Origin of the sequence: Amycolatopsis sp. NPDC001319 (genome assembly GCF_042896185.1) — a bacterium.
GTDB lineage: Bacteria > Actinomycetota > Actinomycetes > Mycobacteriales > Pseudonocardiaceae > Amycolatopsis.
Window position 1 is genome coordinate 68,450 of the sequence record NZ_JBIAWY010000020.1, and the last position, 23,753, is coordinate 92,202.

The 23,753-nt window shown below is 72.8% G+C and carries 20 protein-coding genes; 10 read left to right on the forward strand and 10 right to left on the reverse strand.

The features are described 5' to 3' along the window. Positions 1–121: 121 nt before the first annotated feature. The 3 genes from ACFY1H_RS45450 to ACFY1H_RS45460 are packed head-to-tail and all read right to left on the reverse strand — an operon-like array spanning position 122 to position 4,189. Complete coding sequence (locus ACFY1H_RS45450) at positions 122–1,759, reverse strand: thiamine pyrophosphate-binding protein (RefSeq protein WP_386956258.1); 1,638 nt, start codon at positions 1,757–1,759, stop codon at positions 122–124. After that, positions 1,756–2,700, reverse strand: coding sequence for an agmatinase (gene speB / locus ACFY1H_RS45455; protein WP_386956288.1), 945 nt, complete (start codon positions 2,698–2,700; stop codon positions 1,756–1,758). The genes ACFY1H_RS45450 and speB overlap by 4 nt, the downstream gene beginning before the upstream one ends. A gap of 37 nt (positions 2,701–2,737) precedes the next feature. Beyond that, a complete protein-coding gene (locus ACFY1H_RS45460; RefSeq protein WP_386956259.1) occupies positions 2,738–4,189 on the reverse strand; it encodes a sodium:solute symporter in 1,452 nt (483 codons plus the stop codon). 107 nt (positions 4,190–4,296) lie between these two features. Between ACFY1H_RS45460 and ACFY1H_RS45465 the strand changes: the two genes are divergently transcribed. The 8 genes from ACFY1H_RS45465 to ACFY1H_RS45500 all read left to right on the forward strand — a co-directional run bounded on the left by ACFY1H_RS45465 (position 4,297) and on the right by ACFY1H_RS45500 (position 10,333). Then, the gene (locus tag ACFY1H_RS45465) at positions 4,297–5,778 is read left to right on the forward strand and encodes a PucR family transcriptional regulator (RefSeq protein WP_366588051.1); all 1,482 of its coding nucleotides are present in this window, start codon (positions 4,297–4,299) and stop codon (positions 5,776–5,778) included. A 75-nt stretch (positions 5,779–5,853) separates the two neighbouring features. Further along, positions 5,854–6,528 carry a response regulator transcription factor gene (locus tag ACFY1H_RS45470; RefSeq protein WP_220238356.1) on the forward strand — a complete coding sequence of 225 codons (675 nt, stop codon included), beginning with the start codon at positions 5,854–5,856 and terminating at the stop codon, positions 6,526–6,528. Then, positions 6,528–7,673, forward strand: coding sequence for a HAMP domain-containing sensor histidine kinase (locus ACFY1H_RS45475; protein ID WP_366588054.1), 1,146 nt, complete (start codon positions 6,528–6,530; stop codon positions 7,671–7,673). Before ACFY1H_RS45470 ends, ACFY1H_RS45475 begins: the two co-directional genes overlap by 1 nt. Before the next feature lie 30 nt (positions 7,674–7,703). Then, positions 7,704–8,216, forward strand: a complete 513-nt coding sequence (locus ACFY1H_RS45480) for a hypothetical protein (protein ID WP_366588056.1) — start codon at positions 7,704–7,706, stop codon at positions 8,214–8,216. A gap of 132 nt (positions 8,217–8,348) precedes the next feature. Further along, a complete protein-coding gene (locus tag ACFY1H_RS45485) occupies positions 8,349–8,750 on the forward strand; it encodes a permease-like cell division protein FtsX (RefSeq protein ID WP_366588058.1) in 402 nt (133 codons plus the stop codon). Positions 8,751–8,779: 29 nt separating this feature from the next. Then, positions 8,780–9,274 (forward strand): hypothetical protein, encoded by a 495-nt coding sequence (locus tag ACFY1H_RS45490; RefSeq protein ID WP_366588061.1) that lies wholly within the window; start codon positions 8,780–8,782, stop codon positions 9,272–9,274. Positions 9,275–9,330: 56 nt separating this feature from the next. Next, on the forward strand, positions 9,331–9,840 hold the full coding sequence (locus tag ACFY1H_RS45495; protein ID WP_386956260.1) for a permease-like cell division protein FtsX: 510 nt from the start codon (positions 9,331–9,333) through the stop codon (positions 9,838–9,840). 13 nt (positions 9,841–9,853) lie between these two features. Next, positions 9,854–10,333: a hypothetical protein gene (locus ACFY1H_RS45500; RefSeq protein ID WP_386956261.1), complete on the forward strand. Its 480-nt coding sequence runs from the start codon at positions 9,854–9,856 to the stop codon at positions 10,331–10,333. Between the two features lie 54 nt (positions 10,334–10,387). On the opposite strand, the gene ACFY1H_RS45505 is transcribed toward ACFY1H_RS45500, so the two are convergent. The 7 genes from ACFY1H_RS45505 to ACFY1H_RS45535 all read right to left on the reverse strand — a co-directional run bounded on the left by ACFY1H_RS45505 (position 10,388) and on the right by ACFY1H_RS45535 (position 21,932). Then, the gene (locus tag ACFY1H_RS45505; RefSeq protein WP_386956262.1) at positions 10,388–12,499 is read right to left on the reverse strand and encodes a 3-hydroxyacyl-CoA dehydrogenase NAD-binding domain-containing protein; all 2,112 of its coding nucleotides are present in this window, start codon (positions 12,497–12,499) and stop codon (positions 10,388–10,390) included. Further along, a complete protein-coding gene (locus tag ACFY1H_RS45510) occupies positions 12,500–13,690 on the reverse strand; it encodes a thiolase family protein (RefSeq protein WP_386956289.1) in 1,191 nt (396 codons plus the stop codon). A 162-nt stretch (positions 13,691–13,852) separates the two neighbouring features. Further along, the gene (locus tag ACFY1H_RS45515; RefSeq protein ID WP_366588069.1) at positions 13,853–15,442 is read right to left on the reverse strand and encodes an allophanate hydrolase; all 1,590 of its coding nucleotides are present in this window, start codon (positions 15,440–15,442) and stop codon (positions 13,853–13,855) included. Next, a complete protein-coding gene (gene uca, locus ACFY1H_RS45520; RefSeq protein ID WP_386956263.1) occupies positions 15,439–18,978 on the reverse strand; it encodes an urea carboxylase in 3,540 nt (1,179 codons plus the stop codon). Before uca ends, ACFY1H_RS45515 begins: the two co-directional genes overlap by 4 nt. Beyond that, positions 18,975–19,595, reverse strand: coding sequence for an urea amidolyase associated protein UAAP2 (locus ACFY1H_RS45525; protein ID WP_386956264.1), 621 nt, complete (start codon positions 19,593–19,595; stop codon positions 18,975–18,977). Before ACFY1H_RS45525 ends, uca begins: the two co-directional genes overlap by 4 nt. Beyond that, positions 19,592–20,422, reverse strand: coding sequence for an urea amidolyase associated protein UAAP1 (locus tag ACFY1H_RS45530; protein ID WP_386956265.1), 831 nt, complete (start codon positions 20,420–20,422; stop codon positions 19,592–19,594). The genes ACFY1H_RS45525 and ACFY1H_RS45530 overlap by 4 nt, the downstream gene beginning before the upstream one ends. A 10-nt stretch (positions 20,423–20,432) precedes the next feature. Then, a complete protein-coding gene (locus ACFY1H_RS45535; RefSeq protein ID WP_386956266.1) occupies positions 20,433–21,932 on the reverse strand; it encodes an amino acid permease in 1,500 nt (499 codons plus the stop codon). Between the two features lie 159 nt (positions 21,933–22,091). On the opposite strand from ACFY1H_RS45535, the gene ACFY1H_RS45540 reads away from it, so the two are divergent. Next, a complete protein-coding gene (locus tag ACFY1H_RS45540; protein ID WP_386956267.1) occupies positions 22,092–22,757 on the forward strand; it encodes a TetR/AcrR family transcriptional regulator in 666 nt (221 codons plus the stop codon). A gap of 34 nt (positions 22,758–22,791) precedes the next feature. Then, positions 22,792–23,733, forward strand: a complete 942-nt coding sequence (locus ACFY1H_RS45545) for a hypothetical protein (RefSeq protein ID WP_386956268.1) — start codon at positions 22,792–22,794, stop codon at positions 23,731–23,733. The last annotated feature ends 20 nt before the right edge of the window (positions 23,734–23,753 follow it).

Sequence of the window (23,753 nt, forward strand, 5' to 3'; positions counted from 1 at the left end):
TCGACTTCGGACTGTCCGGAGAGGACGCTCGTGCCGAGCGCCTCCCCGGTGGCCGGGTCGGTGAGGGTGAGCGTGTCCTAGGCCGCACCAAAAGCGCCGTCGGCGAAGTTCAGGACGTGGGTCACCGCTTCTCCAGGTGGGTCGGGGCGAACATCTTCAGCACGGCCGGCAGCACGACCACCGACGGTCCCGGCGTGCGCAGGGCCTTCGCCACGTCCGCGCCCACCGAACCGAGCGTGGACCGCACGGCCGGAACCCCGAACGACTCCGCCAGCGCCACGAAGTCGGGCCGCGCCAGTTCGGTCGCGGTGGTCTCGCCGAACGCGCCGGTGAGGTACTCGCGCAGGATGCCGTAGCCGCCGTCGTCGATCACGAGCCATGTGACGTCGAGACCGTGCTGTTTGGCGGTGGCCAGCTCGGCCAGGCCGTACATCGCGCCGCCGTCGCCGGAGACGGCCAGCGTGGGGATGCCGGTCGCGGCCGCGCCGAGCGCGCCGGGCAGCCCGTAACCGAGGCCGCCCGCACCCTGCGCGGTGTGGATCGGCGCGCCGTCCGGCTGCCACGCCGACCACGCCCAGTAGGCGGCGATCGTCATGTCCCAGAACGTCTGCGCACCCTGCGGCACCGCAGCGCGGAGATCGTCGACGAGCTTGCGTTCCGTGGCCAGGTCCTGACTGTCCAATCGCGACTCGACGCGCGCGAGCAAATCGGCCACGGCGGCTTCGGCACGCCCGTCCGCGGTCCGCGCCGGAAGGTCCAGCGCCCCCAGGAACAGCCGCACGTCGGCGTGGAGGCCCAGCGCGGGATAGTTCGACTCCAGCTTCCCGAGGTCGGCCTCCACCTGGATCACGCGCCCGCGCGGCGCGAACTCGCGGTAGTTGCTCGACAGCTCGCCGAGCCCCGACCCGAGCACCAGCAGCACGTCCGCGCCGGCCAGGAACTCGGTGGTGTGCCAGTCCTCCAGCCACGAGCGCGCGGACAGCTCGTGATCCCACGGGAACACGCCCTTGCCGCCGAACGTCGACACCACCGGCGCCCGCAGCGCTTCGGCCACCGCAAGAAGCTCCGCCTGCGCACCCGACCGCAGCGCTCCGCCGCCGGCGAGAATCACGGGGTTCTCCGCCGCGGCCAGCAGCTTCGACGCTTCCGCCGCCAGCTCCGGCAACGGTTCCAGCAGCACCGGCGTCGCGGTCACGTCGCGCAGGGGCGGCAAGGAGGCCGGCGCCATCAGCACGTCCTGCGGGATCTCCACCCACACCGGCCCGTACGGCGCGGTCGCCGCCGACGTCCACGCTTCCCGCAGCGCCGTCGGGATCTGGCTGACGCTCCGCACCACGTGCACTGATTTCACGACGTCGCGGAAACTCGCCTGCTGGTCGGGCAGCTCGTGCAGGTATCCGTGCCGCCCGCCGCCGAGCCCGGCGGCGGGGATCTGGCTGGAGATCCCGAGCACCGGCACCGACGCGGCCCGCGACTCCTGCAGCGAAGCCAGCGTCAGCAAGGCACCCGGGCCCGTCGACACGATCATCGGCGTGACCGGAACCGGGCCTCCCGAAACGGCGGCCAGCCGGGCGCGGGCGAACCCGTCGGCGGCGAACGCGAGGTTGTTCTCCACCCGCGAGCTCACCACGCGCACGTCGTCCGCGCGCCGCAGCGCCTCGAACAGCCCCAGCGCGTGCTGGCCCGGCAGCCCGAACACCGTGTCCGCGCCGAGCGCGCGCAGCGTCTCGACGACGACGTCGCCCCCGATGCGCGTCATTCGCACTTCCCCAGCGCCAGCAGGCTCACGAGGTCGTAGGCCACGTGCGAGGCGGCGATGGCCGTGATCTCGGCGTGGTCGTAGGCCGGGGACAGCTCGACGACGTCGGCGCCCACCAGGTGCAGGTCGCGCAGCCCGCGCAGGATCTCCAGCAGCTCGCGGCTCGTCATCCCGCCCGCCTCGGGCGTGCCGGTGCCGGGCGCGTGCGCGGGGTCGAGCACGTCGATGTCCACCGAGACGTACAGCGGCCGGTCGCCGATCCGCTGGCGCAGCGCGTCGACGGTCTCGTCGATGCCCCGGCGCAGCACGTCGCCGGAGGTGACGATGCCGAAGCCGAGCCGGCGGTCCTCCTCCAGGTCGCGCTTGCCGTACAGCGGTCCGCGCGTGCCGACGTGCGAAAGCGCTGCGGTGTCGAGGATTCCTTCCTCGACGGCGCGGCGGAACGGCGTGCCGTGCGTGTAGGGCTCGCCGAAGTAGGTGTCCCACGTGTCGAGGTGCGCGTCGAAGTGCAGCAGCGCGACGGGGCCGTGCTTCTTCGCCGTGGCGCGCAGCAGCGGCAACGCGATGGTGTGGTCGCCGCCGACCGTCACCAGCCTCGTGCCGCCGGCCATGAGCGCTTCGGCGTCCTGCTGCACCTTCTCGATGGCTTCGCCGATGTGGAACGGGTTCGCCGCGATGTCCCCCGCGTCCACGACCTGCCGCTCGGCGAACGGCGACACGTCCAGCGCCGGGTGGTACGGCCGCAGCAGCCGGCTCGCCTCGCGCACGGCGGCGGGGCCGAAGCGCGCGCCCGGCCGGTAGGACACGCCGGAGTCGAACGGGACGCCGACCACGGCGACGTCGGCGTGGTCCACCTCGTCGATCCGCGGCAGCCGCGCGAAGGTCGCGAAGCCGGCGAAGCGCGGGACGCGCGACGAGTCGAGCGGGCCGATCGGGGGCAGGTCACTCACTGCGGTGTGCTCCTCGTGGTTGGGGTGTTCAGGCCTGCGCGGCGGCCGGGGTCTCCGGCACCGCTTTCTCTTCCTCTGCCGCGGACCCGTTCAGGCGCCGCGTCCACACGGAAAGGATGCTTTCGGGGGTGCGCGGCGTCGCGAGGCTCACCGCGACGTACACGACCAGGCTCGCGCCGAGGCCCCAGTAGATCGGGCTGTTGGCCGCGACGCCGTCGATGATCATGAACGCGACCACGAACACCGTGCCGGCCACCATCGACGCGTAGGCGCCCTGGCGCGTGCCGCGCTTCCAGAACAACGCGCCGAGGATCGTCACCAGCAGGCCGCCGACCAGGATGTCGTAGGCGATGGTGAGCGCGTTGACGACGTCGTCCACGACCATCGCGATGCCGATGGCGACGACGCCCAGGACCAGCGTGGTCACGCGGTTGCGCAGCACCTCGCCGCCCTTGAGGCCGATCTTGCGCAGCAGGTCCGACGTCGTGGTGGTGGCGCACGCGATCAGCGCGCCGCTGGAGGTCGACATGAGCGCCGACAGCGCGGCGGCCAGCACCAGCCCGCGCACCCCGGTGGGCAGCAGGCGTTCGGCGATCGTGGCGAACGCGTCCTGCGCGCTGCCGAGGTCGGGGTAGAGCACCTTCGCGGCCGTGCCGATGAGCGCGCCGGCCACGCCGTAGACGAGGCAGTAGACACCGGAGATGATGCCGCCGCCGGTCGCGACGCGCGGGGTGCGGGCGGTGAACACGCGCTGCCAGATGTCCTGCCCGATGAGCAGGCCGAAGGTGTAGATCAGGAAGTACGTGAGGATCGTTTCGCCGCCGATCGAGGTGAACTCGAAGTAGGTGGCGTCGAGCTTCTCGGCCATCCCGCCGAAGCCGCCGGCGGACACGAGCGCGATCGGCAGCAGCACGAACAGGATGCCGATCGTCTTGATCACGAACTGCGCGATGTCGGTGAGCGTGATCGACCACATGCCGCCCAGCACCGAGTAGAGCACCACGATCGAGCCGCCGATCGCGATGCCGGCCCAGCTCGGGATCGAGAACAGGACCTTGAAGATCGACGCGAACGCCAGCGTCGAGGTCACGGTGAGCATGAGCGTGTAGCCCCACATGACGACCCCGGACACGGCGCTGGTGCGGCCGCCGTAGCGCAGGTCCAGCATCTCGCCGACGGTGTACACGCGCAGCTTCACCAGCCGCCGCGCGAACACCGCGTGCAGCACGAGGATGCCGACGCCGATGGTGACCACGAGCCACGCGCCCGAGACGCCGTAGGTGTAGCCGAGCTTCACGCCGCCGACGGTCGACGCGCCGCCGAGCACGACGGCCGACATCGTGCCGGAGTACATGAACCAGCCCAGCCGCCGGCCCGCCACGAGGTAGTCGGACTTGGTCTTCGCGAGGCGCAAGCCGATCCAGCCCACTCCGATCATGCCCGCGATGTACAGCGCGATCACCGCGTAGTCGCCGCCCACGGGGTCCTCCTCGGTTCTCTGCGGGGTTGTTCGGGCCACCGTAGGTTCGTGCGCCACCACTGCGGCATGGGACGATCCGTCCAGGAACCGTCGAAAGCCGGGATGGAATGACCCAGAACCTCGAGCACGAGTCCGCGGAAGTGAATGTTCCGTTACGGACGGTCGTCGGCAACCCGGAGCTCGCGCTCGACCTCGTGCGGGAGACGCTGCGGCCGGGCGCGCTCGACGCGCCTGTGCGCTGGGCCCACGTGAGCGAGCTCGATGATCCCGCGCCCTACCTGCTCGGTGCCGAGCTGGTGCTCACCGCCGGGGTCAACCTGCCGCGCGAACCGGAGCACTACGTCCGCCGCCTGCGCGACGCCGGCGTGACCGCGCTGGGTTTCGGCCTCACCCCGACGGTGTCGGAGACCCTGCCCGAGCCGCTGCGCGACGCGTGCGTGCGCCACGGATTGCCGCTCCTGGTCGTGCCGCCGCGCACGCCGTTCCTCGCGATCAGCCGGGCCGTCGCCGTCGCGCTCGCCGAGGCGGGGCAACGCGAACAGCGCCGGACGGCGGCCGCGCGGGAGGCCCTCACGCGCGCCGCGGGCGACGGCATGGGGGCGCTCGTGACGGCGCTGGCCGAGCGGCTGCGGGGCTGGGTGGCGCTCGTCGGGCCCGCCGACGCGCTCGTGGCCGGGCACGACGCGCCGCAGCCGTTGCCGCCGGAAGTCGCCGACCTGCTCACGACGGTGCGTGCGGGCACCGGCATCCGCAGCGCGACCACCGAGCTGCCGGACGGGACGTACGTGGTGGCGCAGCCGGTGTACCCGCAGGCGACGGCGGCGCACCTGCTCGTGCTCGGGCGTCGCCGCCGGTTCGACGGCGGGGACCGCGCGATCCTCGCCGTCGGCGCGGCTTTGCTCGGGCTCGTCGGCCGCGCCGGCTCCGACACGGCGGAGCTCGGCGCGGCGGCCACCGGTCTGCTGCTGGGCCGGGGTGGCGCGGGCGTGCTGACGACGTTGCTGGGCACGGCGGAGGGCCGGCTCGTGGCCGGGGTCGCGCACCGCCGGGGCCCGGACGAGGTCGCCGTGCGCCACGACTGGCTGCGCGCACGGCTCGACACTCCGCTCGTGCAGGTGCTGCCCGGCCCGCGGTTCCTCGCGGTGGTGGGTGCGCCGCCGGAGCTCGACGGGCTGCGCGAACACGGCTGGCTCGCGGTGGCCGGCTCGCCCGTGACCGCGGACGGGCTGCCGGGCGCGCTCGCGGAGGCGGAGCTGCTGCTGGCCCGCGCCCAGGCCCTCGGACGACCGGTGGTGGCCGCGGACCCGCTGGGTTTCGACGCGCTCGTCGCGCCCGGTGCCGCGGCGGGGTTCGCCGAGCGGGTGCTGGCGCCGTTGCGGGAGCTGGACCGCGCGCACGACCGGGAGCTGGTGCCGACGCTGCGGACCTGGCTCGCGCACCACGGCGGCTGGGACCGCACGGCCGCCGAGCTCGGGGTGCACCGCAACAGCGTGCGGCACCGGATCGGGCAGGCCGAACGGGCGCTGGGCGTGGATCTTTCGGACCCCGAGACGCGGATGCGGCTGTGGTTCGCGCTGCGCTGGTCGTGAGCTGCGCGTGAGGTGGCCCGGAGTGTCCATTCAGGTCTCTCAGGTGCTCTCAGGAAACTGTGGGATTGTGGTCTGGTGCGTGTTCTGGTAGTCGAAGACGAAGAGCCCTTGGCCGACGCGATCGCCCGCGGCCTGCGCCGCGAGGGCATGGCGGTGGACGTCGCGTTGACCGGTGACGACGGGCACGAGAAGTCGTCCGTCACCCGGTACGACGTGGTGCTGCTCGACCGCGACCTGCCCGGGATGTCGGGCGATGAGCTGTGCCGCGAGATCGTCGCGTCGGGCGAGCTCACGCGGGTGCTCATGCTCACCGCGAGCAGTTCCGTCTCCGACCGGGTCGACGGGCTGTCGCTCGGTGCGGACGACTACCTCGCGAAGCCGTTCGCGTTCCCCGAGCTGGTCGCCCGCGTGCGTGCCCTCGGCCGCCGCGCGACGCCGGCCGCGCCGCCGCTGCTCACGGCGGGCGACGTGGAGCTGGACCCGGCGAAGCGCATCGTGCGCCGCGCGAGCGGGCCGATCGACCTGACGCGCAAGGAGTTCGGCGTGCTCGAGGTCCTGCTGTCGGCCTCGGGTTCCGTGGTCAGCAGCGAGGAGCTGCTGGAGCGCGTGTGGGACGAGAACGCCGACCCGTTCACCACGACGGTGCGGGTGACCGTGATGACCTTGCGCAAGAAGCTGGGTGAACCGGGGATCATCGAGACCGTGGTGGGCTCGGGCTACCGGGTGCCGGTCGCGGAGGCCGGCGCGTAGTGAACCTGCCCGGCACACGCAGCCTGCGGGCCCGGGTCACGATCCTCGCGACCGTGCTGGTGGCCGCGGCCGGGCTCCTCCTGCTGTGGCTGGCGTGGTCGCTCGTGGGCGACGCGGTGGACGCCGTGCCGCACATGCCGCCCGGCACGATCGTGCGCGTGGACGGGGTCGACGTCGACGCGTCCACGCTCGCGCAGCACCTGCGGACGCACGCGGTGAACCGGGTGCTGATCTTCGGCTCGCTGGCGTTCTGCTTCGTCGTGGCCGCGGCGGCGATCCTCGCGTGGACCTTCACCTCGCGCGTGCTGCTGCCGCTGCGCGAGATCACCGGCACCGCGCGGCGGCTCTCGGTGGAGTCGATGGGCGAGCGCATCGGCGAGGTCCGCTCGCGCGACGAGCTGGCCGAGCTTGCCCAGACCTTCGACGACATGCTCGACCGCCTGCAGGCCGCGTTCGACGCGCAGCGCCACTTCGTCGCCAACGCGAGCCACGAGCTGCGCACGCCCCTTTCGGTCATCCGCACCGAGCTCGATGTCACGCTGTCCGACGAGGAGGCCGACGAGGCCGAGCTGCGGCGCATGGGCGGTGTGGTCCGCGACGCGACGGAACGCGCCGGCCAGCTCGTGAACTCCCTGCTGCTCCTGGCCCGCACCGACGGCGCCGGCCTGGTGCTGCGCGAGCCGGTGGACCTGGCGGTGCTCGTCGGGCGCGCGTGGGCGGCCGTGCGCGCGGAGGCTTCGGCGCGGGGCCTGCGCGCCGAGTTCGCCACCGTCGCCGCGCCCGCGTTCGGTGACCCCGCGCTGCTCGAACGCATCGCCGGCAACCTCGTCGAGAACGCCGTGCGCCACAACGTCGACGGCGGCTGGGTCGAGGTCACCACGACACCGGGCCCCCAGTGGTCCACGCTGCGCGTGCGCTCGTCGGGCGGCCTGCTCGACCCGGCGGCCGTGCCGGAGCTGTTCGAGCCCTTCCGCCGCGCCGGCGTCGCCCGCACCGCCCGCTCGGGAGCGGGCCTGGGGTTGTCGATCGTGCGCGCCGCGGTCCAGGCCCACGGCGGTGCCATCTCCGCGGAGCCGGTGGTGGGCGGCGGGTTGACCGTCACGGTTCATCTGCCGGCCGGACCGCACGGCGTCCCCACCCGGTAACGTTCCCGCCCCGCCGGATGATGATCGTGCGTGGGGATGCGAATGTGGCGCTGGCTCGCGCCGGTCCTGGTGGTCGCGCTCGGTGTGGGCGCCGGATTGGCCTTCGTGGTCGGGACGGCCGTGCGGCCGGCCCCGTTGCCGGTCGACCGCACGCCGGTGCCGCTGGCCGCGCACCAGCCGTGCCGGGACGTGCAGGCGTATTTCGACACCGACGAGCAGATGCGGCGCGCCGCCGCCACGTTCCACGACGACCCCGACGCGCGGCTCGTCTTCGTCGAGACCAAACACGAGTCCTTCCTTTCGCTGCGCGACGGCTTCAAGGACCACCCGGAGATGCTGAACGGCCTGGGCGGCGAGGAGAGCTCGCCCGCGGTGGTCACCGTCGTACCGCCGCCCACCACCGACCTCGTGGCTTACACCGCCCGGCTGAAGACCCGCTTCCCGGACGCGCAGGAGATCTACTCCATGGACGTCAACGCCTTCAACAAGCTGTTCGGCAAACCCCGCGACGGCCGGACGTGCCCGCGTGCGGGCGAGTACTGAGCGCGTGATGGGGATTCGCTTGTGGCGCTGGCTCGCCCCGGTGCTGGTCGTCGCGCTGAGCGCGGGGGCCGGGCCGGCGTTGCTCGCCGGGGCTGCGGTGCGGCCGGCCCGCTGCCGGTCGACCGGACACCCGTGCCGCTGGCCGGGCACAAGCCGTGCGCGGCCGTGCAGGTGTTCTTCGACGCCGGGGTCGGGCGCGATCTCGATGGCGAAATGCGCCGGGTGGCCGCGGCGCTCGCTGACGACCCGAAGGCGCGGCGGGTGTACACCCAGACCCAGGCTGAGGCGTGGGTGCAGTTCAAGGAGCTCTTCAGGGACGACCCGAACCTCGTCGCACAGGCGAAGCCGACGGACATGCCGGCGGTGATCACCGTGATCCCGGTTCCGCGCACCGACTTGAGCGCGTATGCCGCCGAACTGAAACAGCGGTTCCCGAGCGCAGCCGACGCAAACCGGTTCGACGTCGACTCGTTCGCGAAAACCCTGCCGGGGGACCAACGCGGGCCCGCCTGCCCTCCGGCCGGCGAACGTTGACCCCGGCATCCGGGGTGAGAGGAAAGACCGTGGGGATTCGCTTGTGGCGCTGGCTCGCGCCGGTTCTGGTGGTCGCGCTCGGGGTGGGCGCCGGGGCCGCCTTCCTGGTCGCCGGGTCGGTGCGGGCTGTGGCGTCGTCGGCGGCTCGGACGCCGGCGCCGTCGGCCGGGCACCAGCCGTGTGTGGTTGTGCAGGTCTTCTTCCGTGACGACGATTCGATGCGCCGCGCCGCCGCCGCGCTGGGTGAGGACCCGCGGGCTCGTCGGGTCTTCCTCGACACCCAGGCGATGACCTGGATGGAGTTCAAGAAGATCTACAAGCAGGACCCGGCGAAAATCGCCGCCGCGAGTGAAAGCGCCATGCCGGCGACGGTGGGCGTGCTTCCGGTTCCGGGTGTCGACCTCACCGCGTACGGCGCCGAGTTGAAGCAGCGGTTCCCGGACGGGCAGAAGGTCCAGCAGCTCGACCTCGAGGCCGTCTGGAAGAAGTACCACTCAGGGCTCCAGGGCTTCGTCTGCGCTTAGCCGCACCGCGAACGCTGACCGGGACCACTCCCGGCTCGGTGTGTGATGATCTTTTCATGGGGATTCGCATCTGGCGCTGGCTCGTCCCGGTGCTGGTCGTCGCACTGGGCGCAGGGGTCGGGCTGGCGTTTGTCGTCGGCGCGGCCGTGCGGCCGGATCCGTTGCCGGTGGATCGCACGCCGGTGCCGCTGGCCGGGCACCGGCCGTGCGCGGCCGTGGACGTGTACTTCGACGACGACCAGGCGATGCGGTTCGCGGCCGATCAGCTGCGCGACGACCCGAAGGCCCGGCGCGTGTACACCGAGACGAAGGCCGAAGCCTGGGTGCGCTTCAAGGAGATCTTCAAGGACGAGCCCGACCTGCTGGCGACCACGGATCCGAGCGCCATCCCCGGCTCGGTGACCGTGATCCCGCTTCCGGGCACGGACTTGAAGGCGTATGCGGCCGAGCTCGGGCGGCGGTTCCCGAACGCGCGGCGGGCCGAGGACTTCGACGTCAACGCCGTGCGCGAGAAGCTCCCCCAGGACAAGCGCGGTCCGGTCTGCCCGCGCGCGGGGGAGTTCTGATCAGGTGAGGCGAATGTGGCGCTGGCTCGCCCCCGTGCTCGTGCTCGCCCTCGCTGCGGGTGTCGGCTTGGCCTTCGTCGTCGGCGGCGCCGTGCACTCCGACGCCGTGCGCCGGCATCAGGCCGCGCCGTCGGGTGAACGCGGGGGCTGCACCGCCGTGCAACTCGCCTTCGACAAGGATGACGAGATGCAGCTCGCGGCGCAGGCGCTGCAGGACGACCCCGACGTGGCCGAGGTGTTCACCGAGACCCGGGCCCAGACTTACGCCCGGCTCAAGGAAGTTTTCAAGGACGACCCGGACCTGCGGCAGGCGATGGGCCCGGAAGACGTGCCGCCGATGATCACCGCATTCGGGCGACCGGGCACCGACGCGACCGCACTGGCCGCGAAACTGCGGCAGCGGACCCTGGGCGCGGGAGGCGTGAACCCGTTGACCCAGGACCAGGTGCGAGAGTACTTTCCGCCCGGCACCCGCGCCCCGTCCTGCCCGTAACCCGGAACCGGGAAGCGGGGCGGCCGTCCACAGAGGACAGCCGCCCCGGAAAACTCAAGCCACCGGAACCGAAGCGACACCCGGCGCCAGGAACGGCTTCCCGTTCACCCGCTCGGAGACCCCCGCGCGGTCCAGGTACGGCGTGATGCCGCCGTTCCAGAACGGCCAGCCCGCGCCCAGCAGCAGGCACAGGTCGATGTCCTGTGCCTCCGCGACCACGCCCTCGTCGAGCATGAGGCGGATCTCCTCGGCGATGGCGTTCAGCGCGCGGTCGCGCACCTGCTCCGCCGTGGACGGGTTGTCGCCGCGGGTCCACAGCGCGTCGACCTCCGGGTCGACGGACGCGTTGCCCGACGAGTCCCAGGTCCACACGCCCTTCTTGCCCGCCTTCACGAACTTGGCGAGGTTCTCGCTCACCGTGAAGCGGTCCGGGAACGAGCCGTGCAGCGTCTCGCCCACGTGCAGCGCGATGGCCGGGCCCACGAGCTGCATCAGGTTCAGCGGAGACATCGGCAGGCCCAGCGGCTCCAGCGCCGAGTCCGCGACCTCGAACGGCGTGCCCTCGTCCACGGACACCAGCACCTCGCCGAGGAAACGCAACAGCAGCCGGTTGACGACGAACGCCGTGGCGTCCTTCACCAGCACGCTCGACTTCTTCAGCTGCTTGCCGACCGAGAACGCCGTGGCGAGCGTGGCGTCGTCGGTCTTCTCGCCGCGCACGATCTCCAGCAGCGGCAGCACGGCCACCGGGTTGAAGAAGTGGAAACCCACCACGCGCTCGGGGTGCTGCAGCTTCGAGGCCATCGCGCTGATCGACAGCGACGACGTGTTCGTCGCCAGGATCGCCTCGGGCGACACGTGCTGTTCCAGCTCGGCGAACACCGCCTGCTTCACGCCCAGCTCTTCGAACACGGCCTCGATCACGAAGTCGGCGTCGGAGAACGCGGCCTTGTCCAGCGACCCGGTCACCAGCGCCTTGAGCCGGTTGGCGCCGTCGGGGGACACGCGCTTGCGGGCCAGCAGCTTGTCGATCTCGTCGTGGACGTACCCCACGCCCTTGTCGACGCGCTCCTGGTCGACGTCGGTGAGCACCACCGGCACCTTGAGGCGCCGCACGAACAGCAGCGCCAGCTGGCTGGCCATCAGGCCCGCGCCCACGATGCCGACCTTGTTCACCTTGCGCGCCAGCGACTTGTCCGGCGCGCCGGCCGGGCGCTTCGCGCGCTTGTTCACGAGGTTGAACGAGTACAGCCCGGCGCGCAGCACGTCGGACATCAGCAGCTCGGCCAGGCCGTCCGTCTCGGCCGCGTAGCCGCGGTCGAGATCGTTCTCCCGCGCCAGCTCCAGCAGCTCCACGGCCTTGGTCGCGCCCGGCGAAGCGCCGTGCGTGCGACCGTCCACGATGGACTTCGCGCGGGCGATCGCCGCGTCCCAGCCGGCGCCGCGGTCGATCTCGCGGCGCGCGGGGGTGACTTCGCCGTTGACGACCTTCGCGAGCCACAGCAGCGACTGTTCGAGGTAGTCGGCCGAGCCGAACACCTCGTCGACGATGCCCAGCTCCGCCGCCTGCTTGACGTTGAGCATCTTGTTCTGCGCCAGCGCGTTCTCGATGATCACCGTGACGGCGGCGTCGGCCCCGATGAGGTTCGGCAGCAGCTGCGTGCCGCCCCAGCCCGGGAACAGGCCGAGGAACACCTCGGGGAACGCGATCGCGGCCGTGTTCTCCGAGAGCGTGCGGTAGTGGCACGACAGCGCGAGTTCCAGCCCGCCGCCCATCACCGCGCCGTTGACGAATCCGAACGTCGGGATCGTCGATTCGGTGAGCCGGCGGAACACGTCGTGGCCGGTCTGCGCGATCTTGCGCGCCAGCGCCGGGTCGGACACGGCCTCCACACCGGACAGATTTGCGCCGACCGCGAAGATGAACGGTTTGCCGGTGACCGCGATCGCCGCGGGCTCGGCCGCGAACGCCACGTCCAGCGCCGCGTTCAGCGACACCAGCCCCTGCGGGCCGAATGTGCTCGGGCGGGTGTGGTCGTGGCCGTTGTCGAGCGTGATCAGCGCGACGGGTTTGGCCAGCCCCGGCACCTTCACCAGGCGGGTGACGGCGGTGGTCACGACCTCGTCGGGGAACGCGGCCTTGGCCTCTTCAGCGGTGAAAGTCATTTACTTCGCCCCCTCGAACGCTGGGTTCTCCCAGATCACGGTGCCGCCCATGCCGATCCCGATGCACATGGTGGTCATGCCGTAGCGCACGTCGGGGCGCTCGGCGAACTGGCGCGCCAGCTGCGTCATCAGCCGCACGCCGGACGAGGCCAGCGGGTGGCCGCACGCGATCGCGCCGCCCCACTGGTTCACGCGCGGGTCGTCGTCGGCGATGCCGAAGTGGTCGAGGAAGGCCAGCACCTGCACGGCGAAGGCCTCGTTGATCTCGAACAGGCCGATGTCGTCGATCGACAGGCCGGTGCGCTTGAACAGCTTCTCCGTGGCCGGGATCGGGCCGATGCCCATGACCTCCGGCTCGACGCCGGCGAACGAGTAGCCGACCAGCCGCATCGCGGCGGGCAGGCCCAGCTCGCGGGCGGTTTCCTCGTCGGCGAGGATCGACGCGGTGGCGCCGTCGTTGAGGCCCGCCGCGTTGCCCGCGGTGATGCGGCCGTGGGGCCGGAACGGCGTCTTCAGCTTCGCCAGCTGCTCCACGGTCGTGCCCGGGCGCGGCGGCTCGTCCTCGGTCGCCAGCCCCCAGCCGAGTTCCTTCGAGCGGATGGCGACGGGCACCAGCTCGGGGCCGATCTTGCCGGTCTTCACGGCCTCGGCGTAGCGCTCCTGGCTGCGCGCGGCGTAGGCGTCGGTGCGCTCCTTGGTGATCTCCGGGAACCGGTCGTGCAGGTTCTCCGCGGTCTGGCCCATGACGAGTGCGGTCGGGTCCACGAGCTTGTCGGCAATGATGCGCGGGTTGGGGTCCACGCCCTCGCCCATCGGGTGGCGGCCCATGTGCTCGACGCCGCCGGCGATGGCGATGTCGTACGCGCCGAAGCCGATGCCGCTCGCGACTGTGGTCACGGCCGTCATCGCGCCGGCACACATGCGGTCGATCGCGAAGCCCGGCACGGACTTCGGCAGCCCGGCCAGCAGGGCGGCGGTGCGGCCGATGGTGAGGCCCTGGTCGCCGATCTGGGTCGTCGCGGCGATGGCGACGTCGTCCACCCGCTCGGGCGGCAGCTCGGGGTGCCGCCGCAGCAGCTCACGGATGGCGTTGACGACCAGGTCGTCCGCGCGGGTCCCGGCGTAGATGCCCTTGTCGCCCGCCTTGCCGAAGGGGGTGCGTACCCCTTCGACGAACACGACGTTGCGCACCCCACGCGCGGTCGGCGCAAGGGGCGGCGTTGCTGGTGCGGCCACGAATGCTCCTGAAGTAGACAGAAATCCTGTCCGCACGATAGCCCTTGTTACCGGTGGGTAACCAGGGGAGTGGCCCGGACGAGTGGGCGACGGCACACTCCCGGGCGGCCCCCGCCCTCAGGACCGCAGGTGGGCGAGCCAGCCACCCTTCGCCGAGATGTCCTCCGCGGCGGCGAGCGCCGCCGGCTCGCACAGGAACCCCGAGACCTCCGAGCCGTCGGCCAGGCGCACCCGCCCGATCGCCAGCGGCGCCGGTACCGCCGCCACGAACGCGCCGAAGCCGGCCACCGGCAGCTCCCACACCTCCGCCGCGATCGCGACGCCGTCCTCGGCCACACGCACGAGCCCCGGTTTCGGCGGGGTCGTGGCCAGCGCGTGCAGCCGGTATTCGGGCGCGGTCTCGGTCTCGGCGACGAACCGGCCACCGCGCGAGGTCAGCTCGTGGTTGAGCGGCTGCCCCCGCAGGTGCGCTCCGACGACGACGAGGCGCACGCGCTCCTCGACGCCACGGGCCAGCGCGGCCAGCTTCGCGTCCGCGCCGGGCGGGCCGACGAGCATCACCCCGAACGGCCGTCCGCCGACGGTCCCGGCGGGCACGGCGAGCGCGGACAGGCCGAGCAGGTTGGCGAAGTTCGTGAAGCGGCCGAGGGCGGCGTTCGCGCCGACCGGGTCCGCAGCCACCTCGGCGAGCGTCGGGTGCCCGGTGGTGGTCGGCAGCAGCAGGGCGTCCACTGTGGAGAGCACGGCGTCGGCCTCGCGCTTGAGCTCGGCCAGCGTGGCCTGGTCGGCGAACACCCGGTGCGCGGGCAGGTCGCGAGCGGCGGTGATGATGCCCGCGACAGTCGGGTCGACGTCGTCGCGGTGCTTCTCGACGAACTCGCCGACGGCGGTGTAGCGCTCGGCGACGAACGAGCCCTCGTACAGCAGCCGCGCCGCGGCGAGAAAAGGCGACAAGTCCACGGTGGTCACCGCCGCCCCGGCCGCGGCGTAGTCCGCCACCGCGGCGGTGTAGGCCTCGGTCCAGCCGTCCTGCAGCGGGCCCAGGGCGGCCGGGACGCCGATCCGGAAGGCGCCCTCGTCCGAGAGACACCGCAACGCGAGTTCCGCCTCGCCCACCGTGCGCGCGAAGACCGACACGCAGTCGATGCTCGCGCACGCCGGCACGACGCCGTCCGTGGGCACCAGGCCTGGCGCCGGCTTCAGCCCGACGATCCCGTTGAACGCCGCCGGCACCCGGCCCGAGCCCGCCGTGTCCGTCCCGAGCGCGAGATCGGCGATCCCCAGCGCGACGGCGACTGCGGACCCCGAGCTGGACCCGCCGGACACGTACGCCGGATCGACGGCGTTGCGCACCGCACCGTACGGGCTGCGCGTGCCGACCAGCCCCGTGGCGAACTGGTCGAGGTTCGTCGTGCCGAGCACCAGCGCCCCGGCCGCCTTCAGCCGGGCGACCACGGGGGCGTCGGCCTCGGGCTCGTAGGCGTAGGCCGGGCACCCGGCGGTGGTCGGCAGCCCGGCGACGTCGATGTTGCCCTTGACCGCGGCGAGCCGTCCGTACAGGGGGAGTGGTTCCCCGGTCGTGTACCGCTCTTCGAGCGCTGCGGCCTCGGCCAGCAGCTCGGCCTCCGAACGCAGGTCGACCCAGATCTCGGGGCGGTCGACCTGCTCCATGCGCCGGTACGCGGCGCGCACGCGTTCGCGGATCATCCGAGCACCACCAGCGGGGTGCCGGGCGCGACCTGGTCGCCGGGGGACACGAGCACCTCGAGCACCTTTCCGTCCGCGGGCGCGGGGATGCGCGCCTCGGTTTTCATGGCTTCCAGCGTGACCAGCGACTGCTTGTGGTCCACCCGCGTGCCCGCCTCGACGTCCACGCGCCAGACGGTGGCGGCGAACGGGGCCTCGACGACGTGGCCGCCCGGCGGCGCCTGCACGCGGGCCGGCGGCCTCGTGACCGGCTCCGGCTTCGGGTCGAACTCGCCCGCGGCCGCCCAGGCGCGGCGTTCCGCCTCGAACGCCGCCGACTGCGTGGCGCGGAACCCGGCGATGCTCTCGGCGTTGTCGGCGAGGAACCGCTGGTAGTCGGCGAGGCGGAACTCCCCGTCGGTGATGTCGAGCTCCAGCTGCCCGGCCGAGCCGCGCGCCCGCAGGTCCAGCAGCTCGTCGGCCGACACCGGGTACCAGGAGATCCGGTCGAAGAACCGCAGCAGCCACGGCGAACCCGGCTCGAACGCGCCGCGCTGGTGCCAGCCGCTCCACACCTGCACGGTGCGGCCGACGAACTGGTAACCGCCCGGCCCTTCCATCCCGTAGATGCACAGGTATGCACCGCCGATGCCGACCGAGTTCTCGGCCGTCCACGTCCGCGCCGGGTTGTACTTCGTGGTCACCAGGCGGTGGCGCGGGTCCAGCGGCGTCGCGACGGGCGCGCCGAGGTAGACGTCGCCCAGGCCGAGCACGAGGTACTCGGCGTCGAACACCGTGCGGTAGACGTCGTCCACAGTAGACAGACCGTTGACGCGGCGGATGAACTCGATGTTCCAGGGGCACCAGGGAGCGTCGTCGCGCACGCCCGTCATGTACCGCTCGATCGCCTCACGCGTCGCCGGGTCGTCCCACGACAGCGGCAGCCGTACGCCGCGGCTGGGCACCACCAGGTCCGCGGTGCCCGGGAGATCGCCCTCCAGTTCACGCACGAGGCCGAGGGCCTTGCCGACCGGCAGCGCGTCCGGGTCGACGTGCACCTGCAGCGACCGGATGCCCGGCGTGAGGTCGACGATCCCCGGTACGCCTTCGGCGGCGAGCCGCTCGGCCAGCGCGTGGACGCGCATCCGCAGCGCGAGGTCGAGGGTCATGTCGCCGTACTCGACGAGCAGGTTGTCGTCGCCGCTGCGCCGGTAGGTCACCGACGGCTCGCCGTCGGCCGCGGGCCGCCGGGCGAGCACACCGCCGTCGTCGAGGACACCGCGGCTGGCGAGCAGTGGCACCGCCGGGCGCCGGCGCAGGGCCGCGGCGTGGTCGGTGTCGATCGGGACGAACCGCACGGTGTCGCCCGGGCGCAACTGGCCCAGCTTCCAGCGTTCGCCGGTGGCCACCGTCGCGGGGCAGACGAACCCGCCGAGGCTCGGGCCGTCGGGGCCGAGCAGGATCGGCAGGTCGCCGGTGTAGTCGACGGCGCCGATCGAGTACGGCGTGTCGTGGATGTTGGACGGGTGCAGCCCGGCCTCGCCGCCGTCCTCGCGAGCCCACTCCGGGCGTGGCCCGACGAGCCGGACGCCGGTGCGCGCGGAGTTGAAGTGCACCTGCCAGTCGGTGCGGTAGAAGGTCTCGATGTCGGCCGGCGTGAAGAACTCCGGTGCGGCGTGCGGTCCTTCCAGCGCGCCGATCGTCCACTGTGTACTCATCGGGGGCCGGTCCGCGACGGCGCCGGCGACCGGGTCCGCGGGCTCCGGGCCGGGCGTGAGCACGTCGCCCGCGGCGAGCGCGCGGCCGCCGTGCCCGCCGAACCGGCCGAGCGTGAACGTCGCCGCGCTGCCGAGGAACTCCGGCACGGCGAGGCCGCCGCGCACGAGCACATAGCTGCGGAGGCCGGCCGTGCCCGCGCCCACGTCGAGCGTGCCGCCGGCCGGGACCTCGAACGGCGTCCACGCGGGAACGGGGGCGCCGTCGAGGAGCACGGGCGCGTCGGCGCCGGTGACGCAGACGGTGGTGGCGGCCGAGAACCGCAGGGTGACACCGTCCACAGTGCACTCGAGGCCGGCCGCGCCCTCGGGGTTGCCGAGCGCGAGGTTGCCGAGCCGCAAGGACAGGTCGTCCATCGGGCCGGACGGCGGGACCCCGACGTGCCAGAATCCGGTGCGGCCCGGCCACTCCTGCACGGTGGTCATCGTGCCGCCGCGCACGACGTCGATCCGCGGCTCGTCGTCGGTGACGCCGTCGAGCGTCGCGGTGTCGTGAGTGGCGCTCGTGAACGCGGGATCGACGGCCGCGGCGCGAAGCTGGCCGAGGTTGGTGCGCAGCCCGTCGACCGCCGTGGCCGCGAGGGCCGCGCGCAGGTTCGCCAGCGCGTCCGCCCGGTCGGTTCCGGTGCAGATCACCTTGGCCAGCAAGGGATCGTAATGCGTGGTGACGGTCGTGCCGGCCTCGATCCACGTGTCGACCCGGACGTCCGGCAGCGTCACACCGGTGACCAGGCCGGCGCTCGGACGGTGGTTCGCGCTCGGGTCCTCGGCGTAGACGCGGGCCTCGAACGCGTGCCCGCGCGGCTCGGGGACCGCGTCGAACATCCCGCGATCGCCCTGCGCGAGCCGCAGCATCCAGCCCACCAGGTCGACGCCGTACACCGCCTCCGTCACCGGGTGCTCGACCTGCAGCCGCGTGTTGACCTCGAGGAACGCGGCCTCCTCGCGGACGGGGTCGTAGACGAACTCGACCGTGCCGGCCGAGCGGTAGCGCACCGACGAGCACAGCGCCACCGCCGCGTCGGCCAGCTGCCGCCGCACCGCGTCCGGCAGGTCCGGCGCCGGGCACTCCTCGACGACCTTCTGGTTGCGCCGCTGCAGCGAGCAGTCGCGTGTGCCCAGCGCGAGGACCGCGCCGGCGCCGTCGCCGAACACCTGCACCTCGACGTGCCGCGCGCTCGTCACCAGCCGCTCCAGGAACACGCCGGAGCTGGTGAAACTCTTGGCCGCGACGCTGCGCACGGTCTCCCACGCGGCGGACAGTTCCTCGGCCGATGCGCACGCGCGCATCCCGATCCCGCCGCCGCCCCCGGTCGCCTTGAGCATCACCGGGTAGCCGATCCCGGCCGCTGCCGCCAGGGCTTCGTCGAGGTCGGCCAGCAACCCGGTTCCCGGCAGCAGCGGCACGCCGGCGGCGATCGCGGCCTCGCGCGCGGTGTGCTTGCTGCCGAACACCTCCAGGTGCTCCGGCGCCGGGCCGACGAACGCGATCCCGGCGTTCTCGCAGGCCCGGGCGAACGCGGTGTCCTCGCTGAGGAAGCCGTACCCCGGGTGGATCGCGTCCGCGCCGGTGTCGAGCGCGGCCCGGATGATCGCGTCGGCCCGCAGGTAGCTCTCGGCGGCGGGCGCCGGCCCGAGCCGTACGGCCTCGTTGGCCAGCCGGACGTGCGGCGCGGTGCGGTCGGCGTCGGAGTACACGGCGACGGTCGGGATGCCCAGCTCCCGCGCGCCGCGCAGCAGGCGGACGGCGATCTCGCCGCGGTTGGCGACCAGGAGTTTCACGCCGCACGCTCCGGCTCGGTCACGACCATCCGCACCGGCGTCGGGTCGAAGCCGTTGCAGGGGTTGTTGATCTGCGGGCAGTTGGACACGAGCACGAGGACGTCGGTCTCGGCACGCAGCCGGACTTCCAGGCCCGGCGCGGAGATGCCGTCGACGATGCCGAGCGTGCCGTCGGCCTCGACGGGCACGTTCATGTACCAGTTGACGTTGCTCACCAGGTCGCGTTTGCCGAGGCCCCACTTGCTGCCCTCGATGAGGAAGTTGTCGGCGCACGCGTGCTGGAACCGGGTGTGCTGGCCGTAGCGGAGGCTGTTGGACTCCTTGCTGCACGCGCCGCCGAGCGTGTCGTGGCGGCCGCACGTGTCGGCGACGACGGTGACGAGCGGGGCGCCCTCACCGGTGCGCAGCACGCTGCCGGTGGTGAGGAAGATGTTCCGCTGCGCCGAGATCGTCGTGGCGGCGCTGTAGCGGCGGGAGGTGTCGTTCGCGTCGTAGCAGAGGAAGTCGACGGCCTGGTTGCCGCCGAGGTCGATGATCGCGAGCTCCTGGCCGCGGCGCAGCACCGTGGAGAACGGCGCCCGCGCGGGGACTTCGACGTCGAGCACGGTCGTGGTCATGCGAGCCCCCGGGCGGTGAGGTAGTCGGCGGTGTTCTCGAACGCCCGCTGCGCTTCCGGCGTGTGGGTCCACTCCGGACTGTCCGGAGTGGTCGGCCGGTCGCGCCAGGCGAGGACGCGCAGCGGGCTCACGGTGTAGTCCTTGCGCGGGTCGAGCGGGTGTGCGGTGTTGGCCAGGAGCACGACTACCGGCAGCTCGATCCGCAAGTCCACCGACGCGCCGGGGCCTGCGGAGCCGGTGAACTCGAGCCCGCCCTCCGCGTCGACCCGCACGCCCTGGAAGAACGACAGGCTGGGCGGCAGATCCCGGGGCCCCAGGCCGTTTTTCGCCGCCGCCAGCGTGAACAGGGGCAGCCCGGCCGGCGAGGGCCCCTCGGGTGCGCCGTCGCCGTAGCGCTCGGTGTTGCCGTCCACAGTGGACGTGCCGCACAACGCGTCGTGCCGGCCGCTGGTGTCGGCCACGACGGTCGCGAGCACCCGCGCCTGGTCCGAGAGCAGTGCGACGGACTCGCCGAGGTAGGCGTTCCACTGCACCTTCACGGTGTCGGCCACGTTGAGCCGTTCCCACGGCGCGTCGGCGTTGAACAGCAGCAGGTGGGCGCAGGCGTCCCCATCGAGGTCGGTGAGCCGCAGCCGGGTGCCGCGGGCGAGGACCTTGTGCGTGTAGCCGCCGCCGGCCACGGTCTCGGCCCAGGTCAGCGTGGCGGGATCGACGCCGGGCGGTGCCGGTGATCCCGTGGCCGGGATCGTCGGCATGGTGTCGACGACCGTGCCGGCCTGGGCGCGGGCGTGGTCGCGCGCGCCGTACGTGGTTGCCGTGGTGCTCATGGACGTCCTCTCAGACCGCGGGTTCGAGGGCGGGGGCGGTGGACCGGCGCAGCCGCAGCCAGCAGAACCAGCCGATCAGCAGGGCGGCGCCGACGAACTCGACGGGGAACAGCAGCAGCCAGGGCGAACCCGAGCCGGCGAGGTCGTAGATCTCCGCGCGGGGCCAGGCGATGTTGACGATCATCACCACGCCGTAGGCGACCGCGGCGACGTTCACCGGGAGCGCCCAGCGCCCCAGCGAGAACAGGCCCGGCTGGGCTGGGAACCGCCCGCGCAGCCGGCGCACCAGCAGCGGGCCGGTGACCAGCAGGTACGCGAGGTAGACCACGACGACCGAGGTGCCGGTGATCGTGCTGAACAGGGTCGGGTTGCCGACGTTCACCCCGAGCAGCGCGATCGCCAGCGCACCGGAGACGACGGCGGGCCAGAGCGGGGTGCCGGTGCGCGGGTTGACGCCGGACAGGCGCGCGGAGAACGGCAGCGCGTTGTCGCGGGCCATCGCGTAGATCAGCCGGATCGTGCCGGTCTGGATGGTGAGCGTGCAGACGATCACGGCGATCGCGACGTCGGCGAGGAAGATCCGGCCGAAGGTGTCGCCGAAGACGGCCGTGATCACGTAGGGCAGGCCGTGCCCGGCGAGTTCGCCGTCGGTGAGGCTCGGCGCGGCCATCAGCGCGGTGAGCACCACGGCGAGGCCGCCGATCCCGGACACCAGCACCGCGCGCAGTACGGCTCGCGGCGCGGCCCGGCGGGCGTCGCGCGTCTCCTCCGCGACCGACGCCGCGGTGTCGAACCCGTACAGCACGTACGCGGCCATCAGTGCCGAAGCGAGCACACCGCCGATCCCGGCCGCGGAGGCGCCGTCGCTCACCGGGACGCTGTGCACCACGACCTGCGGCCCGCGCACGGCGAACAGCGCGAGGCCACCGATGAGCACGACGACGCCGATCAGCTCCGCGGCGACGCCGACGTCGTTGATCCGGGCCATCACGCGCACGCCGGCGGCGTTGACCACCGTGGTGAACACGATCAGCAGCGTGCCGAGCAGCACGGCGTTCGTGGCGCCGGTCGGTGAGGTGACCGACGGGTCGCCGCCGACGAGCTGGAACCCGCTCCACACCGAGGGGAGCACGATCTGCAGCGCGATCGCCGCGGCGGCGAGCGCGACCACGCAGCCGAGCAGCATCATCCAGCCCGCGAGCCAGCCGGCGAACCCACGCGCGAGCTGCTTGGCCCACTGGTAGACCGATCCGGCGAGCGGGTAGCGGGCGGCCAGCTCCGCGAACACGAGCGCGACGAGGACCTGCCCGGCGAGCACGAACGGCCACGACCAGAAGAACAGCGGGCCGCCGAAGGTGTAGCCGAAGCCGAAGAGCTGGAACACGGTGGTGAGGATCGAGACGAAGGAGAAGCCGGCCGCGAAGGCGGAAAAGCCGCCCAAGCTGCGGCGGAGCTCCTGGCGGTAGCCGAACTGGGTGAGGTCGTCGGAGGGGACCGGTGGCGCGGGCATGCGGGGCTCCCGTCTGCTGGCGGGGATTTCGATCGGTTGACCGAAATTAAGCCGCCGGTGGGTCGGTGCCGTCTCGCCCGCGTAAGGCGAGTGTTAACGCGTGTTTCGGGAGGGGGCTGCGGCGCGTAACACGGCCGGGCGCCTGGCAGGATCGGCCGCGTGGACGGGAAGGCGACGGGAGTGGGGCGACCGCGCGCGAGCGGCGCGGCGGCGAGCCGTCAGGACGCGCGCGAAGCGCTGCTCGACGCAGCGGGCGAGCTGTTCACCGGCGCGGGGTACGCGGCGACCACGACCCGCGCGATCGCCGAGCGGGCGGGCCTGCGCCAAGCGTCGCTGTACTACCACTTCCCGGCCAAGGAGGACATCCTCGCCGAGCTGCTGGCGGCCACCGTCCGGCCGTCGCTGGCGGTCGCGGTCGGCCTGGTCTCCTCGCCGGCGCCGGCGAGCGTGCGGTTGTGGGCGCTGGCCTACGCGGACGTCCGGCTGCTGGGCGGGGCGCGGCACAACATCGGCGCGCTGTACCTGCTGCCCGAGGTGTCGTCGCCGAACCTCGCGGGGTTCCGCGCGGAGCGGGCCGAGCTCAAGGCCGCGTACGGCACGCTCGTGGCCGCCGCCCGGCCGGGCGTTTCGGAGATCCGCACGGACCTCGTGTTCGGCCTGGTGGAGAGCACCGCGATCACCCGCCGCGACGATCCCGCGCTCGACGTCGAAGCCCACGCCCGCGAAGCGGCCGACGCCGTCGTCCGCCTGGCGGGCCTCGGCGAACCGGACGACCCGCTGCGGGCGGCGGCCCGCGCGCTACTGGAGGGGGCTGGTCGGACATAATGCACATTGTGGACAGGTCGTTGCGGTGGTGCCGGTGAAGTTCTTCCGCTCGCGACCCTTCGACGAGGCTGCCGCGCTGCGCGGCTCGGCGGAGTGGTCGCGCGGCCGCGAAGGCGCGCGTGACCTCTTGGAGCGCTTCGCGGTCGCCTCGCGCCTCGGCGAGCTGGGCGAATGGCGTGACGCCGAGCCGGTGTTTCGCGAGCTCGTGCCGCCCATGACCCGCGAGTTCGGCCCGCGCAGCAAGGAGACGCTGAACGTGTGGGTGCAGCTCGCGATGTCGTGGTCCGGGCAGGGCCGCCCCGACGAGGCCGTACCGCTGCTGGCCGAGACCGAGGACGTGTACGAGCGGACCTGGGGTGCCGAGGCCGCCACGATCTGGTGCCGCCGCATGCTCGTCGAGGCCCTGAGCGTCGCCAACCGGATCGACGAGCGCGTCGCCGCGTCGGCCTCCCTGGTCCGCTACTGCGCCTCCGAACTCGGCGACGCCGACCCCCTGACCCGCGAAGTCCGCTTCGGCGACCTCATCGCCTTGTGCGACGCCGACCGCCAGGACGAGGCCCTGCGCGAGCTCGCGGACCACATCGTCCCGTTTCTGCGCAAACCCTTCGACCTCGACTGGGCGGAAGCCGCTCGCCTGGAGATCACCGCCGAGACGGCTGACCCCGCCCTCGCCGTGCCACCCTTGCGCGAACTCGCCACCCGGCACCCCCGCCACGGCTTCTTCCGCCAGTCCCTCGCCGACGTCCTGGTCCTGACCGGCGACCACCCCGAGGCGGCCTCCCTGCTGACCACCCTGGTCACCGAGTCGTGGAGCGGCTGGCGCCAGACGCTGCGCAACCGCGGCACCCTGGCCCAGATCCACCCGGACCCGGACGTGGCGGCCTTCCACGCCCGCGCCGTGCTGGCGGCGGTGGCCTGGCCGGTCGGCCACCCGGAAGTGCTTGCGGCGCAAGAGGTCCTGGACCGCCTCGGCTGAAGTCAGGCTGCTGCGGTGCT

Bases quoted from the DNA above. Each gene is read 5' to 3' on its own strand.
- ACFY1H_RS45450 (WP_386956258.1), bottom strand. From the start codon at position 1,759: ATGACGCGCATCGGGGGCGACGTCGTCGTCGAGACGCTGCGCGCGCTC.
- ACFY1H_RS45465 (WP_366588051.1), top strand. From the start codon at position 4,297: ATGACCCAGAACCTCGAGCACGAGTCCGCGGAAGTGAATGTTCCGTTA.
- ACFY1H_RS45495 (WP_386956260.1), top strand. From the start codon at position 9,331: ATGGGGATTCGCATCTGGCGCTGGCTCGTCCCGGTGCTGGTCGTCGCA.
- ACFY1H_RS45500 (WP_386956261.1), top strand. From the start codon at position 9,854: ATGTGGCGCTGGCTCGCCCCCGTGCTCGTGCTCGCCCTCGCTGCGGGT.
- ACFY1H_RS45505 (WP_386956262.1), bottom strand. From the start codon at position 12,499: ATGACTTTCACCGCTGAAGAGGCCAAGGCCGCGTTCCCCGACGAGGTC.
- ACFY1H_RS45515 (WP_366588069.1), bottom strand. From the start codon at position 15,442: ATGATCCGCGAACGCGTGCGCGCCGCGTACCGGCGCATGGAGCAGGTC.
- ACFY1H_RS45525 (WP_386956264.1), bottom strand. From the start codon at position 19,595: ATGACCACGACCGTGCTCGACGTCGAAGTCCCCGCGCGGGCGCCGTTC.
- ACFY1H_RS45530 (WP_386956265.1), bottom strand. From the start codon at position 20,422: ATGAGCACCACGGCAACCACGTACGGCGCGCGCGACCACGCCCGCGCC.
- ACFY1H_RS45535 (WP_386956266.1), bottom strand. From the start codon at position 21,932: ATGCCCGCGCCACCGGTCCCCTCCGACGACCTCACCCAGTTCGGCTAC.